The following is a 14,314-nucleotide window of genomic DNA, read 5'->3' as shown; positions in this document are numbered from 1 at the left end:
TAAAGTAATAAAAGTTATCTCTTCGCTTCTGCAAGAACCATTTCGGATAACTCCTTTGCCTGCTGATCCGTTTTGGCTTCTGCATAACAACGAATGATCGGTTCAGTATTTGAAGCTCGCAAGTGCACCCATCCATAATCGCGAATGATTTTGAGGCCATCAAGAAGATCTTTCTTCTCATCAGGAAATCTGGCGCTTATCTTCTCTATTAGCTGTTTAGGTTCAAGAGATTCACAGGATATTTTATCCTTAACAATAGGATATGAAGGCCAGGCTGCTGTAAGCTGAAAAAGCTTTTTGTCCCTTTTAGCCATAAGCTCAAGAATAAGTGCCATAGCTCCAAGTCCATCCCTTACAGTCGACATAGCTGGATAGATCACTCCGCCATTACCTTCACCGCCAACTTTACAGTTAAACTTTTTCATTCCTTCAACTACATTGGCTTCACCAATTTTTGTTCTGAAAATATGTACTCCAAACTTAGCCCCTACATCATCTATCAACATCGAGGTAGACAGATTGGTAGCTATATCACTTTTAGTATGCTCAAGAATATTTTCAAGAGCCAGTACAAGAGTCATCTCCTCTGATACAGCTTCACCATTTTGTCCCATTGTTGCAAGCCGGTCTGCATCTGGATCGAAAATAAACCCACCCCAGAATCCGTCGCTTGTGCTCAGTAATGAGCTTAAGTCGGTGAGGTGCTCAGGTCTTGGCTCTGGGTTGTGAACGAAATCCCCATCCAGTTTGTTATGAACACCTGTCCACTCTACGGAAAGCTTTTCTAAGAGTGCCGGAAAAATAGCCCCCGCAGCACCATTAATTGAATCTACTGCTACTTTCATTCTTTTTGATGCAATAAGGGATACATCGACAGTAGAAATGATTTTGTTTATGTGAATCGAAACCGCATCAACCGTTTTAGCTGGTGAGTCATCGTATTGTTTAAGCTCCTGCTCTTGAGGATACTCCCCCCTTTTAAAATGGCTGTAAACTGTTTCGCACTCATCGCCCTTAAAAAGACGTCCCGATGAGTGAACCATTTTGTAGCCATTGTACTGGGACGGGTTATGACTTGCAGTAATAATTATACCCGCTGAAGCCTTAAGCTCCGAAACAGCAACACAGGTTGTCGGGGTGGGAGCAATCCCAATATCCACAGGTTCACCACCAGCAGCTCTTATACCTCTGCATATGGCCCGCATAAGTCGCTCCCCACTGGGGCGTGTGTCACGGCCAATTACCACTTTTCCTGCACCCGATAGTTTGGTTTGGATATAGGCAATTCTTGAAACAAAAAGCTCATCAAGAGTAACCCCGTAAATACCTCTTATTCCGGAAACAGACATGATTGGTAAGTCTTTCATTTTCACTCCTTTATGGTACAGATATGCTGGTAACTGAATTAGTCGGTCAACAGTTTGGTTTTAATAACCTATCAAAAATAAGACCTGTAGGTGAAAATGTCCAAAAAAAGCTCTAAACAGGTTCTTTCATTACCAGTTTTGCTTTTATTCACTTTGTTTCACTTTTTTTAAAATAGTTTCCGCTCTACTTTCCTCCCTTTATCTGATTACTTTAATTGTTGATTGCAACTAAACCTATATCAAGGCCATAGGTTTTCTGTCCCAGAGTCGGGAGCACTTAAGCAAAGAGGTGTATCTTGCTTAATTATCTCTGTTTCTCCGTTGGATCGCTGCGATACCATTCATTCTATATATAAAAAGCTTGACACTGAAGCTATAATAAAGTATTCTAAGGGGTAAAAGTAGGGAATTGTGGGTAAAAGTGGGGAAAAGTGAATGGGCCGTTTTCGTGGCAGCTTCGATTATTCAATAGATGCAAAGGGTAGGGTAAATATTCCGGCAAAGTTCCGCAAATGCCTTAATCCCGAAGCTGATGAGACCTTTGTGGTCGTGCGTGGTCCTACTAATTGCCTCAGAGCTTACCCCCAGGATCTTTGGGATGCCTATGAAGATGAGCTTGCATCACGCCCCGAAACACCCGAAACACTTCGCCACAAGCGTCTTTTATTTAGTCTTTTAAGTGACTCTACCCTTGATTCCCAGGGACGCATTACCTTAACAGCAAAACAGATGGTCGTTTCAGGCATAAAGAAGGAAGTTACTCTTATAGGCCAGTCCAACTATATAGAAATTTGGGACAGGGTTAAATATGAAGAATATCTGCTGAGTGCTGATGATTTTGATGAGATGTTTTTTCAATCTGTTGAAGCAGGATTAAAGAGCCAATGAGTGTAGAAGAGTATCATATCCCGGTTCTTCTGGACGAGGTTTTGGGTCATCTGCTCAAAAAAAGAGCTGGTATCTATGTTGATTGTACCCTGGGTGGCGGAGGGCACTTTAGGGCAATTGCATCAAAACTCTCAAAAGAGGGGACCTTGATTGGCATAGATAGGGACAGGGAAGCAATAGAGTATAATCGCAAAAAACTGTTTAGTGAGAGTAACCCTCGAATAGTAATTGAGCAGTCTCGTTTTTCTGAATTTGACCGTGTGCTGGAGACTTACGGCATCACACAGGTAGATGGGTTTCTTTTGGATCTTGGAGTTTCCTCTCGTCAGATCGATAGTAAAGACAGGGGCTTTTCGTACAAACAACAGGCAGATTTGGATATGAGGATGGATCCGGGTAGTGGAATTTCTGCCAGGGAAGTTCTCCAACAATCATCCGAAGAGCAGCTAAGTACAGTTCTTTATCAATACGGTGAGATAAAAAATGCTCAAAGAATGGCGCGTGCCATAAAACAGTGGATGAAAAATAAGGAGATAAGGACATCATCTGATCTAAAGCAATGCATCGAACATGAATATGGTATAAATGTAAAGTTTAAAGTTCTTTCAAAATTGTTTCAGGCATTACGCATTGCTGTTAACGGAGAACTTGAGGAACTTCAAATATTTTTGAATAAGAGTATGAAATACTTATCTGCTCCGGGGGGACGTTTGGCGGTAATATCGTATCACTCTCTTGAGGATAGAATAGTAAAACAGTTTATTCGGAGCAAAGAAGGACGCTGTGTATGTCCATCCTCATTACCGGTTTGCGTATGTAATGAAAAAAAACAGCTCAAAAGAGTAAACAGAAAGGCTATAGTTGCAGATGAGCAGCAGATAGCGTTTAATCCGCGTGCACGGAGTGCTCGCTTGCGAGTGGTTGAAAAAGTAGCGTAGGAGGTAAAAAGTGGCAAAAACTAAGTCTAAGCCGGTGTTAAAGTTACGAATCGTTTTATGGGCTCTTCTGATAGTGTCTACTGTTTTGTCGGGGCCTTTGCTTGTAGTGTGGAAGCAGGCCTATATAAATACTGCTTCACTGCAGTTGGATCTGTTGTCCGATTCGCTCTCTGTTTTGGAGAAACAGATAACTACTGTTAAAATGGAATGTGAAAAATTATCCAGCAGGACGAGAATAGAGCATATCGCCCGTACTGTTTTAAACCTTGATTATCCCACTTCTGAGCAGATCGTAATAGTGCCCTATTATAATGTAGAAGAGAGCGGGTTTGCTTCGGCAGAGCAAATGAGTACATTAGCGAGCGCATTTTTTGATGGAGAAAACGAGGAGTGACTCAATTTAAATTGAGATTAATTTTTGTCTGTCTCATATTCCTGGCCATAGGGATAGTGATGGTGAGCAGATTGTTTGCCATACAGATTATCGATGGTGAAAGGTATGCTTTACGTAGTCGTAGTCAGGCTAAGCAGCGCAAGATGGTTTCACCACGAAGGGGATCTATTAAAGATAGGTACGGGAGAATACTCGCCACAAGCCAACAGGTGGCAATTGATGGAAGTATCTGGGGAGGAGAGGGTAGGTCTGGTGAAAGGACTTTGAACAGAATCTATCCGGGAGGTGATTTAGCCGGTCCACTTCTTGGGCATGTAGGCAGAGATGGGTATGGACTGGCAGGAATAGAATTTACTTTAGATCATCACTTAAGAGGTGAAAAGGGGTGGGCCATAATTCACAGAGACGGGCATAACAGGGCTTACAAAAAAATAGGATTACCCCAACAGGAACCCATTAATGGTTCGGATGTATATCTTACAATCGATATCGATATTCAAAGAATTGCCCAATCCGTTTTAAGGCAGGCTGTTTCGGAATTGGATGCAAAAGGGGGAAAGGTCATTATAATGGAGCCTCGGACAGGGAAAGTTTTGGCCATGGTTAATGAGCCCTCATTTAATCCTAACGTTCCTTCACAATACTCTGTATCAGATAGACAAAACCGAACTATAAGCACAATTTACGAACCCGGCTCTACATTCAAAGTTGTTACTGCAGCAGCTGCGCTGCAGGAGAAGGTTGCTACTCCAAAAGATACTATTAACGCAAACCAGGGAGTCTATAGGGTTTATAATCAGGTTATTAGAGATATTGTTCCGAGAGGTGAAATAACTTTTACAGAGGCTATTAGTTTTTCCAGTAACGTTGCTATGGCAAAAATAGCTGATGAGCTTGGGAATGAGCGTCTGTTCAATTATGTACGTGATTTTGGCTTGGGAAAGAAGACCGGTATTGAGCTTCCGGGTGAAGAAAACGGAATATTACACCCTGTTCGTAACTGGTCTGGCAGAACGAGAGTAACGATGGCTATGGGTCATGAGATATCTGCAACATTTCTGCAAATGATGCTGCCATTTGCAAGTATTGCAAATGGTGGAGTACTAGTTTCGCCTTTAATTTATGAAAAAGTTCAGGCTCCCAGAGGTTCAGTGGTTGAGAGTGCGAGGGTAAAACCGGTGAGAAGAGTAATTAATGAGCAAGTTTCACAACAGCTTAGGTATATACTCAGAGATGCGGTTGAAAACGGTACCGGAAGACGCGCAGCGGTACCGGGAGTTAGTGTTGCCGGTAAAACGGGTACAAGTCAAAAACCTGATAGTGGCAGGTATTCGGAAACCCGGTTTTGGTCCTCTTTTATAGGGTTTATGCCTTCAGAGGATCCTGTTTTGCTTTGTGGAATATTGATTGATGAGCCTGCAGGTGGAGAAACGGGAGGGCTTGCTGCTGCACCGGTTTTCAGTAAAATTATGACTCAGATACTCAGTCATTCACGTCTTGAATATGCACGGAAAATTCTTAATGATCAGCCAAGACTTCACACCAACTCTGAGCGTTCCTTAAGGATAGCTGATTTTAGGGGAGAAGAGGTCGGGAAAATTAAGGCAAAGATCAATCCTGATATCTTTTCCCTTACGGTAATAGGTGATGGGGATGTGGTTAAATACCAGAGTCCGGCTGCTGGAAGTTTAATAAAGAGAGGTGGAGATGTTGTTCTTTATACTGAGTCTGAGCTCTACGGAAGTGAACAAACTTTCTCTATCCCCGATTGTACTGGTAAGGAACTCCGGGATGCATTCAATCTATTGAATTTAAAAGGTTTAAATCCATACATCGTTGGATCCGGAAGAGTTAAACGCCAGGTACCTGCACCTGGGAGTATAGTGGCGATCGATACACCGTGTACACTCTTTTCTTATTTGGGGAATGATGTACACAGAAATTAATAATTATAAACACCGAAGCGAAGTAGACAACCTTAGGGGTAGTATAGTTATTCAAAAAAAGAGTGTTGTTGAATGAAACTAACAGAGTTATTTAAGAAAGTTCAAATTCCATTTAAAAGCAATGATATTGCACAAGATGTAGATGTGGCTGATATTGTCTACGATTCACGAATGGTGAAAAAGGGAGATTTGTACATAGCTGTGCCAGGATTTAAGGTACATGGTGATTCATTTATTAATGAGGCGATACAGTCAGGTGCAGTGGCTGTAATATCTGAAAATCAACAGCCTCAACTTTCGGTTCCTGCATTTCAGGTTGATAATGCAAGGGCGCTTACCGGTGCACTGGGGCGGGCGTTGTGGAATGTAGATCTGGAGTCGATATATACTATTGGGGTGACTGGGACCAATGGCAAAACTACTACAGTTCTTTTGTTTTCTGCTCTGATGGATCAGTTACACACCGTTTTAAATTCCTGGATGTTTGGAACTGTTGAATTTAAAATTGGTGATAAACGGTTCGAAGCAACCCACACCACTCCGGAAGCATTGGATATTTTTAGATTTGTTGGGAAAGAAAACAAGCAACCTAAGAGTATTTCCATGGAAGTGTCATCTCATTCGCTTGCATTGCATAGGGTGAGTGGTCTGAAGTATAATCTTGCAGTATGGACCAATCTTACACAAGATCATCTCGACTTTCACGGCTCCATGGAAGAGTATTACAGAGCAAAGAAGTTGCTTTTCACCGATTACCTGAAAAATGATGGTGTTTGTGTAATAAATATTGATGATAAATGGGGACGGCGCTTAAGTGAAGAGCTTGGAAATAAAAAGTGCATTACATTTGGTACCAGTGATGATGCTTCGGTAAAGATAAATGATTGTACCAGTGACTGGAATGGATGTGAAATCGAGCTCATTTGTGGTGGGGTTTTAAAAAAGTATAAATCCTCTCTGAAAGGACAGTTCAATGTTTATAATGTTGCTGCTATGGCCGCAGGTGCAGAAGCGCTAAGTGTTGATTGCCAGGTTGTCCAACGTGCTTTAGATTCAATTAGTACTGTTCCGGGTAGAATGGATGCTGTGGATATAGATGCGCCCTTTTTGGTTATTGTTGATTATGCACATACCCCCGATGCACTTGAAAATGTACTTAAAACCTCACGGCGTTTAGCAAAAAACAGGTTACTGACTGTATTTGGGTGTGGTGGCGATCGAGACAAGACCAAAAGGCCCCTGATGGCCAGGGCGGTGATTGATAACTGTGATGAAGCTATAGTTACTTCCGATAATCCACGAAGCGAAAAACCTCAATCGATCATAAATGATATAGTTAATGCAATCCCACTTGATTTCCCACATGTCGTTATTGAAAATAGAAGGGAAGCTATTGCGTGTGCTCTTAGAAATGCAAGGGAGGGAGACTGTATAGTCATTGCCGGCAAAGGGCACGAGGAATATCAGGAAGTAAAGGGCGTTAAGCATCATTTCAGTGACAAGGAGACTGTTAAAGAATTATATACTGAAATGGAGAAGAAGTAAAAATGGGCAAAACAGATAAATCAAACACACCCTTGACTCTGAATTCACTGATTAAATGGGGAAATGGTAACAGTGAAATGAGTGAAGAGTTAAGGGCAAAAACAGTCAATACTGTTTGGAATGATTCAAGAAAAGTACAACAAGGTGATGTATTTCTGGCCTTACGTACAGATAACGATGATGGGCATCGCTACATTGAATCTGCTTTCCAAAATGGGGCCATTTCCGCTATAGTGGATAAATCCGGTATAATGGAAGTACCCGAACAGTTTAGATCCGATTGTATTGTGGTTTCTGATACTCTTGAAGCTGTTCAGACAATGGCAGCATCTTACAGAAAAGAAATGGGATTACTTGTTATAGGTATTACCGGATCTAACGGAAAAACCACTACCCGAACATTTATCTCCTCAATTTTTAAGCAAGTAATCAAAGTTGGTGAAACTTACACTAACTGGAATAATCATATTGGTGTTCCGCTGAGTATATTACGTTTTGATGGTGATGAGTGGGCTGGTGTTATAGAAATGGGTGCTAATCATGTAAATGAAATCCATGGATTGTCAAAAATCGCAGCACCCGACATCGCTGTAATAACCAATATTGGGTATGCCCATGTTGGTCTGTTTGGTTCACTTGAGAATACAACCAAAGCAAAATTTGAGATTGCTGATGGCCTGAGTTCTGATGGCTTTATGTTGCTTAACGGAGATGATCCCAGACTGGTGAAAGGTGCCTCTGAGCGGGGACTAAAAACCGTTTTTTATGGAACTTCACCACAGTGCGATATCCGTGCTGAAAATGTGGAGATTTCTGCACAGACTGGGCTTAAGTTTACAGTGGATGAAATGGAAATTTCATTAGCAATGCCTGGTAAGCACTTTATGTATTGCATACTGCCTGCCATATATCTGGCGAGAAGATGTAAAATTCCTGATGCACTTATTGCTGAAACAATTGCAAATCTCAAGCCGGCTTCAATGCGTGGAATGGTAGAAAAAAGACAAGGTATTAGATTTATACTCGACTGCTATAACGCCAATCCTTCTTCTATGAGTAATGCCATCAGCTATTTGTGCGACATAACTCCTAATCAAAAACAACGTGTGGCGGTTGTGGGAGATATGCTTGAACTTGAACAATATACCGAAGAGCTTCACGTTAAGCTCGGTGCTGAGCTGGTGAAATCTGGTGTGCACAAAATTATTGCAGTTGGAAATTATTCCGATTACATTGCCCGGGGTGCGATTAATGAAAAGCTTTCATCAGAACTGATTCACACTGCAAAGGATGCTGCTGAGGCACTGGAAATTGCCAAAGAATTCCTTAATGAAGATGAAACAGTTCTATTGAAAGGGTCCAGGGGTGTAAAACTCGAAAAAGTTTTTGAGGGATTCAGTTCATGAGCAGCTTACAATTCATAAATGATCTTCACAACTATGCACCTGAAAAGGTTTCGATTTTAGGAGCTGCCAAAAGTGGTATAGCTGCTGCTCGTTATTTTATAAATCGTAAGTCAAAGGTGTTTATAAGCGATTCCTGTTCTAAGCAGGTGCTTGAAAAAAAACTATCTGATGCAGGGTTAGCTGAGATAGAGAGTGAAGCTGATGGCCACAGTGAAAATGTCCTGGATTGTGATCTCATAATTGTATCTCCGGGGGTGCGCTCCGACCATCCCTTGCTAACTGAAGCCCGGAGAAGGAAAATTGTTGTATGGTCTGAACTGGAACTTGGTTACAGAGCATCTTATGCTACATTTGTAGCGGTGACAGGTTCTACGGGAAAGAGTACAACTGTTTCTCTTTTAGGTAAAGCAATGAGCTGCGGTGGGAAAAACGCTGTAGTAGCTGGAAATATTGGCCTTCCTGTAATCACAATTTCGCCGTCATTAAAACCGGGTGATCATATTGTAGCAGAAGTATCAAGTTTTCAGCTTGAAATTATTGATCGGTTTAGGCCAAAAGTTTCTGCGATCTTAAATCTGATGAAAAATCATCTGGATCGCTACTCCTGTGAAGATGATTATTATGCGGCAAAGAAAAATATCATCAAAAATCAAAATAATTCCGATTATCTAGTGTTAAACGCAAATGACCCTAAACTCCTTGAATGGTCAAAAGAGATACAAGGATCTGTTAGAATCGTTTGGTTTGGCAAAAAATTTGGTGATGACTGTTTTTTCATTGAAGGTGAATATTTAAAGTACTCTTTTGATGGCAAAAGTGGGGTACTGTTAAATTATAAAGATATGAAACTTAAAGGTGAGCACAATTATCAAAATGCGTGTGCAGCAGCAGCGATCTCTTTTATTGCCGGGGCCAGCGATGAGGGGATAAGAGAGGGTATTTGTTCATTTGAAGGACTTGCTCACAGGCTGGAGTTTGTTGGGGAAATAAACTCTGTCAGTTACTATAATGACAGCAAAGCAACCACTGCAGAATCGATATGCTGTGCTGTGAGTGCTTTTCAAAAAAAAGTTCATCTCATAGCTGGGGGTAAGGATAAGGGGTGTGATTTTGATTCCGCAAAAGAGTGTATTGCAAGACATGTTAAATCGGTTACTCTTATTGGTGAAGCTTCCGGGAGGATAAAATCTGCCTGGGGGGATTTGGTGCCTGTTACTCTGGCCAAAAGTCTCAACGAGGCTGTTGATGTCGCTACCGATCACGCTTCAGCGGGTGAAGTTGTTGTTTTCTCACCTGGTTGTTCCAGTTTTGATATGTTTAGAAATTTTGAAGAACGTGGCAATCTGTTTAAAAGCTGTGTAAAACAAAAGAAGAGAAATTATCCATGAATGCAAAATTTGGAAAAATAGACTTTGGGCTTTTTGCTGCAACACTACTATTGCTTGGCTTGGGTGTTGTTCTTGTCTATAGTTCATCTTTTGCACTTGCACATCAGAGATTCGGGGGAGCAGATTTCTTTCTTTCGCGGCAGGCTTACAGAGCATTGTTGGCTTTATTGTGTTTCATATTCTTTATCAATATAGATTATCATATTTGGGGTAAGTTAAGTAATCTACTCTATTTGATTGCTATAGGATTACTTATTTATGTACTGTTTTTGCCAGAAAGTCATGCAATAAATGGTGCAAGACGATGGATTACAATTGGAAATGTAAGATTTCAGGTTTCAGACATAGCCCGTGTTGTAATGATAATGTATCTTGCCAGAAAATGTGAGGAATCCGGGCCGGAAATAAAAAAAGGAAAGGTGTTTTTTCTACACCTTTCAAAAATATGTATAATGGCATCCTTAATTGTTCTTGAACCTGACTTTTCAAGTGCTATAATTCTTACCTTCATAGGATTATCGATTTTATTTGTATCGGGTGCACGTGTATCCCATATCTTTTTGATGATAGTAAGCATAGTGCCTGTTTCTTTTGCACTTGTTTTTAACACACCCTACAGACGAAACAGAATGCTTGGGTTTTTGAATATGCCTGATAGAGTTGAGGATCTTGGTTACCAGACTTTTCAATCTTTGGTTGGATTGGGGAATGGGGGGCTTTTGGGAGTGGGTTTGGGCAGGGGGGAGCAGAAATATTTCTATTTGCCAGAGCCACACACTGATTTCGCCTTTTCCATTCTTGGTGAAGAGATCGGTTTCATAGGGTTGGTTATCGTACTTTGCATTTTTGTATTTATGATTTACAGAGGTTTAAAAATTTCTCTGAATGCCAGAGATAAATTAGGTCAGGTTATGGCCTTTGGTTTTACAATAACTGTTACTATCTATCTTCTTGTTCATACATGCGTAAGTACAGGGCTTATTCCTACTACAGGTGTTCCAATGCCATTTCTCAGCTATGGTGGTATGAGCCTTATTTTTACAATGAGTACAATGGGTATTCTTCTTAACATATCCAGTCAAACACGGGATGAAATTGCAGTTAAGGAATTGTCTGGCATCATTGGAGCGCCAAAAAAGAAAAAGAAAAAAAGATGAAAAACAAAAAGACTGTAAATTCCAATAAAGTAATATTTGCTACAGCAGGGCTTGAAGAGCGTTGCATACCGGCTATTTCTGTTGCTTTGGAATTACGTCGGCGTTCATGTAATATAGTATTATCGTGGATAGGTAGTGGAAGAAAACGAGAAGCTGATTTCTGCAAAAAACATAGAATATCCTTGTTTAACTTTAGAAAAGAAAAACAGTATTTCAAGCATTCTTATCTTAAGTTTGCCACAGAGTTTTTTCATTACAGCAAACTTCTGAGTAGGGAAAAGCCAGGAGCAGTGTTTGCGTTTGGCGGTTTTGAAACAGCACCAATTCTTGCTGCTGCAAGGCTTAAATCTGTCCCGTACTACTTAATGGAAAATAACTCTGTTGCAGATCCTGTTAATAGAATATTTGCTTCAGGAGCAAGAAGGGTATTTCTTGGATTACCTCAGTCAAAGAACCTTAACGGAGAGACCGAAGTTACCGGTATACCGGTAAAGCCAGTTTCTGGGGATTATGAAAAGTCCTATTACCCACAAGGATTTGATAAGAATAAAAAAACAATACTAATCTGCTGTGGGGAGGAGAGAGTTCACGATTTAAATACCTCGCTGATACCGATAGTTAAAAATTGGCTTAAATATGGTGCTCAGGTAGTATGGCAGACAGGAGCAGATGATTGCAATAGAATCAGGGATAAGTTTAGATTATACCCTGCTGCTTTCGTTTTTTCTTCTTTAAAGGACAGATATCCCTATCTTGCTGCTTCAAGAGTAGTTGTTTCGAGAAGTAAAGCTGACATACTCGCCGAAATATCCTATTTCGGTTTGCCAAGTATACTGACACCTTTAACGAAAGCTCAGGATAACGTACAGTGGGTAAATGCCGGTATAGTTCGAAATCAGGGATGGGCCTTTAGATATAACCATTTTAAGAATTCAAGAGAGATTGAGGAAGCTGCAATAAGAGTGCTTGATGATGACCAGTTATTTGAGAAAATGAGTAGAAAAGCTCTTGATCACGCACCCTTAAATGCTGTAAATAGAATAACCGGAGTAATTGCACAAGAGTTGGGGATAGAGGCATGAAGCAGTTTGTGAAAAAAATACATATGGTCGGTGTCGGTGGGGCTGGAATGTGCCCACTTGCTGAAGTACTTCATGTTAGTGGACATACGGTAACAGGAAGTGACAAGGCATGTTCTGCGGAAACCAAACGACTTGCTTCATTGGGTATAAAAATTCAGTACGATCACTCCCCGCAACTCGTTAAAGAAGCTGAGTTGCTTGTGTATTCCAGTGCAGTGAGAGATGATAATCTTGAAAGGGTATATGCTGTAAATAAAGGGATACCTGTAATGCGCAGGGCTGAGGTACTGGGAGATATTATGAAAAAGTATTTCTCAGTTTGTATAGCTGGGACACATGGTAAGACCACAACAACGTCTTTGGCTGGATCGATATTTTCTGATGCTGATGCTTCCCCTACTGTTTTAGTTGGTGGAATGTTAAGAAATACAGGGGCTCATGCTATTGTTGGTAAAAGCAGATTGCTTATAGCGGAAGCAGATGAATACGATAGATCTTTTCTTGCAATGAATCCCTCAATGGCTGTTATTACCAATATTGAAGCAGATCATCTTGATTGTTATAAAGATTTTGAAGATATAAAAGATACATTTATCAGATTTACAGAGAAAGTTCCCTTTTATGGAGCGGTAGTAGCATGTGTTGATGATCCTGTTGTTAGGGGTATTATTCCCCAAATAAGCAGAACTGTTATTACTTACGGAACTGATAAATCTGCTTTCTACAGAGCTGAAAACATTCAATACAAAGATGCCGCTTCAACATTTAATCTCTTTATAAATAATGTTTTTACGGAGTCAATCACTATAAATATTCCTGGTGCTCATAATCTCAGAAATTCACTTGCATCTATTGCTGTAGCTGTAGAAATGGGTATCGGTATAGAAAAAATAAAAAAGACTTTGGCAGGATTTCAGGGAGTAAAGAGAAGGTATGATATTTTAAATACCGGGTCTTCTTCTGTGACGGTTATTGATGATTATGCTCATCATCCAGGAGAGATTAAAGCTACTCTCAATGCCGCTGCACATGGAAATTATAACAGAATTATCGCGGTGTTTCAACCTCATTTATATAGTAGAACCAGAGATTTTGCCAGAGGTTTTGCTTCAAGCTTATGCTTGGCTGATCAGGTTGTGATAACCGATATATTTAAAGCGAGGGAGAAACCTTTAGACGGGATCAGTTCTCAGCTGATAATTGATCATATCGATTCGTTAGGACACAAAAAGGCTCATTATGTTGAGAAGACAGCAATTATCACTAAATTAAACGCCTGTGTAGGGGCTGGAGATGCTGTGGTTTTTATGGGTGCAGGAGATATATGGCAAATAGCAGCACAGTTTGCAGAGGAATTGAAGCGTGGGTAAAAGAGTCGGAGCAAATTACAGGAAAAATCAGAAAAAAAAAGAGGAAATAAGAAAGAAACGTAAAAAACTCTTTTTCAGGCTCTTTCTCTTAATCGCTATAATTATACCGTTTCTCTGGTTTACTTTTAAGGGTGCACGAAGAGGGATTCAGTATGCTATTGAAGCTATTGATGAATCAGATCTGCTGGATGTTACCAGTATCAGAGTCTATGGAACTAATAAAGAGATAGAAAACGATATTATGACTCATATTGATACCTTGCTTACAGATAAGATTTATAATATCAGTACCAGGGATATTCGGGACGCCTTACTGACATTGCCGGGTGTAGAACACGTTCGTGTTCGAAGGGGAATCGATGGTGTTTTAAGCATTACTATAACAAGACGAAAACCTGTTGCAATGATTCCTTTAAACAAAATGGTGCTTATGGATAGGGATGGATTCATTTTTCCAACTTCTAAAGGTGAATTTTATGAAGTTCCTGTACTATCAGGCATAGCAGAATACATCGATAGTAACAGAGTACGTGAGAACTATTTAGAACAGGTGCTAAAGTTTATAGATTCTGCCCATGAAATAGGAGAAAACTTTTATAAACAAATGGCTACAATAAACATAGGTAAACAGGGTGAACTAACTTTCAATTTCCAGGGCTCTGGAATTCAATATATAGCAACAATTAAAGACATTCAGTCTCAGTTGAACAAAGCAGCGAAAATGAGAAAACTGTTGAGTTCAGCAAATCAAACGCCTTCTGTTGTAAATTTAAGCTTTCAACATATGGCTTTTGTAAGAATGGAAAACAGGGATTAGGGGCTACGAAATGTTG

12 protein-coding genes are annotated in these 14,314 nt (G+C 40.4%); 11 read left to right on the top strand and 1 reads right to left on the bottom strand.

Features of this window, described 5'->3' with window-relative positions; genetic code table 11:
* Nucleotides 1-14 precede the first annotated feature (14 nt).
* Nucleotides 15-1,367 carry a phosphoglucosamine mutase gene (gene glmM, locus QA601_07445; GenBank protein MDG5814905.1) on the bottom strand — a complete coding sequence of 451 codons (1,353 nt, stop codon included), beginning with the start codon at nucleotides 1,365-1,367 and terminating at the stop codon, nucleotides 15-17.
* Nucleotides 1,368-1,802: 435 nt separating this feature from the next.
* Here glmM and mraZ point away from each other — a divergent pair, with 435 nt between their 5' ends.
* The 11 genes from mraZ to QA601_07390 all read left to right on the top strand — a co-directional run bounded on the left by mraZ (nucleotide 1,803) and on the right by QA601_07390 (nucleotide 14,298).
* Nucleotides 1,803-2,255 carry a division/cell wall cluster transcriptional repressor MraZ gene (gene mraZ / locus QA601_07440; protein ID MDG5814904.1) on the top strand — a complete coding sequence of 151 codons (453 nt, stop codon included), beginning with the start codon at nucleotides 1,803-1,805 and terminating at the stop codon, nucleotides 2,253-2,255.
* Entirely contained in the window at nucleotides 2,252-3,193 is a 942-nt protein-coding gene (gene rsmH / locus QA601_07435) for a 16S rRNA (cytosine(1402)-N(4))-methyltransferase RsmH (protein ID MDG5814903.1), read from the top strand. Before mraZ ends, rsmH begins: the two co-directional genes overlap by 4 nt.
* 10 nt (nucleotides 3,194-3,203) lie before the next feature.
* Complete coding sequence (locus QA601_07430; GenBank protein MDG5814902.1) at nucleotides 3,204-3,587, top strand: cell division protein FtsL; 384 nt, start codon at nucleotides 3,204-3,206, stop codon at nucleotides 3,585-3,587.
* Nucleotides 3,584-5,533, top strand: a complete 1,950-nt coding sequence (locus tag QA601_07425) for a penicillin-binding transpeptidase domain-containing protein (protein ID MDG5814901.1) — start codon at nucleotides 3,584-3,586, stop codon at nucleotides 5,531-5,533. Before QA601_07430 ends, QA601_07425 begins: the two co-directional genes overlap by 4 nt.
* 72 nt (nucleotides 5,534-5,605) lie before the next feature.
* Entirely contained in the window at nucleotides 5,606-7,078 is a 1,473-nt protein-coding gene (locus QA601_07420; protein ID MDG5814900.1) for a UDP-N-acetylmuramoyl-L-alanyl-D-glutamate--2,6-diaminopimelate ligase, read from the top strand.
* A gap of 2 nt (nucleotides 7,079-7,080) precedes the next feature.
* Nucleotides 7,081-8,484, top strand: a complete 1,404-nt coding sequence (gene murF, locus QA601_07415; protein ID MDG5814899.1) for a UDP-N-acetylmuramoyl-tripeptide--D-alanyl-D-alanine ligase — start codon at nucleotides 7,081-7,083, stop codon at nucleotides 8,482-8,484.
* The gene (murD, locus tag QA601_07410; protein ID MDG5814898.1) at nucleotides 8,481-9,872 is read left to right on the top strand and encodes a UDP-N-acetylmuramoyl-L-alanine--D-glutamate ligase; all 1,392 of its coding nucleotides are present in this window, start codon (nucleotides 8,481-8,483) and stop codon (nucleotides 9,870-9,872) included. The genes murF and murD overlap by 4 nt, the downstream gene beginning before the upstream one ends.
* Nucleotides 9,869-11,029, top strand: coding sequence for a putative lipid II flippase FtsW (gene ftsW / locus QA601_07405; protein ID MDG5814897.1), 1,161 nt, complete (start codon nucleotides 9,869-9,871; stop codon nucleotides 11,027-11,029). Before murD ends, ftsW begins: the two co-directional genes overlap by 4 nt.
* Complete coding sequence (locus tag QA601_07400; protein MDG5814896.1) at nucleotides 11,026-12,111, top strand: UDP-N-acetylglucosamine--N-acetylmuramyl-(pentapeptide) pyrophosphoryl-undecaprenol N-acetylglucosamine transferase; 1,086 nt, start codon at nucleotides 11,026-11,028, stop codon at nucleotides 12,109-12,111. The genes ftsW and QA601_07400 overlap by 4 nt, the downstream gene beginning before the upstream one ends.
* An 8-nt stretch (nucleotides 12,112-12,119) precedes the next feature.
* Complete coding sequence (murC, locus tag QA601_07395) at nucleotides 12,120-13,481, top strand: UDP-N-acetylmuramate--L-alanine ligase (GenBank protein ID MDG5814895.1); 1,362 nt, start codon at nucleotides 12,120-12,122, stop codon at nucleotides 13,479-13,481.
* Entirely contained in the window at nucleotides 13,474-14,298 is an 825-nt protein-coding gene (locus tag QA601_07390; protein MDG5814894.1) for an FtsQ-type POTRA domain-containing protein, read from the top strand. The genes murC and QA601_07390 overlap by 8 nt, the downstream gene beginning before the upstream one ends.
* Nucleotides 14,299-14,314: the final 16 nt, after the last annotated feature.

It is taken from the genome of Chitinispirillales bacterium ANBcel5 (assembly GCA_029688955.1).
In the GTDB taxonomy this organism is placed as follows: domain Bacteria; phylum Fibrobacterota; class Chitinivibrionia; order Chitinivibrionales; family Chitinispirillaceae; genus Cellulosispirillum; species Cellulosispirillum alkaliphilum.
This window is presented reverse-complemented; position numbering and strand designations above follow the sequence as displayed.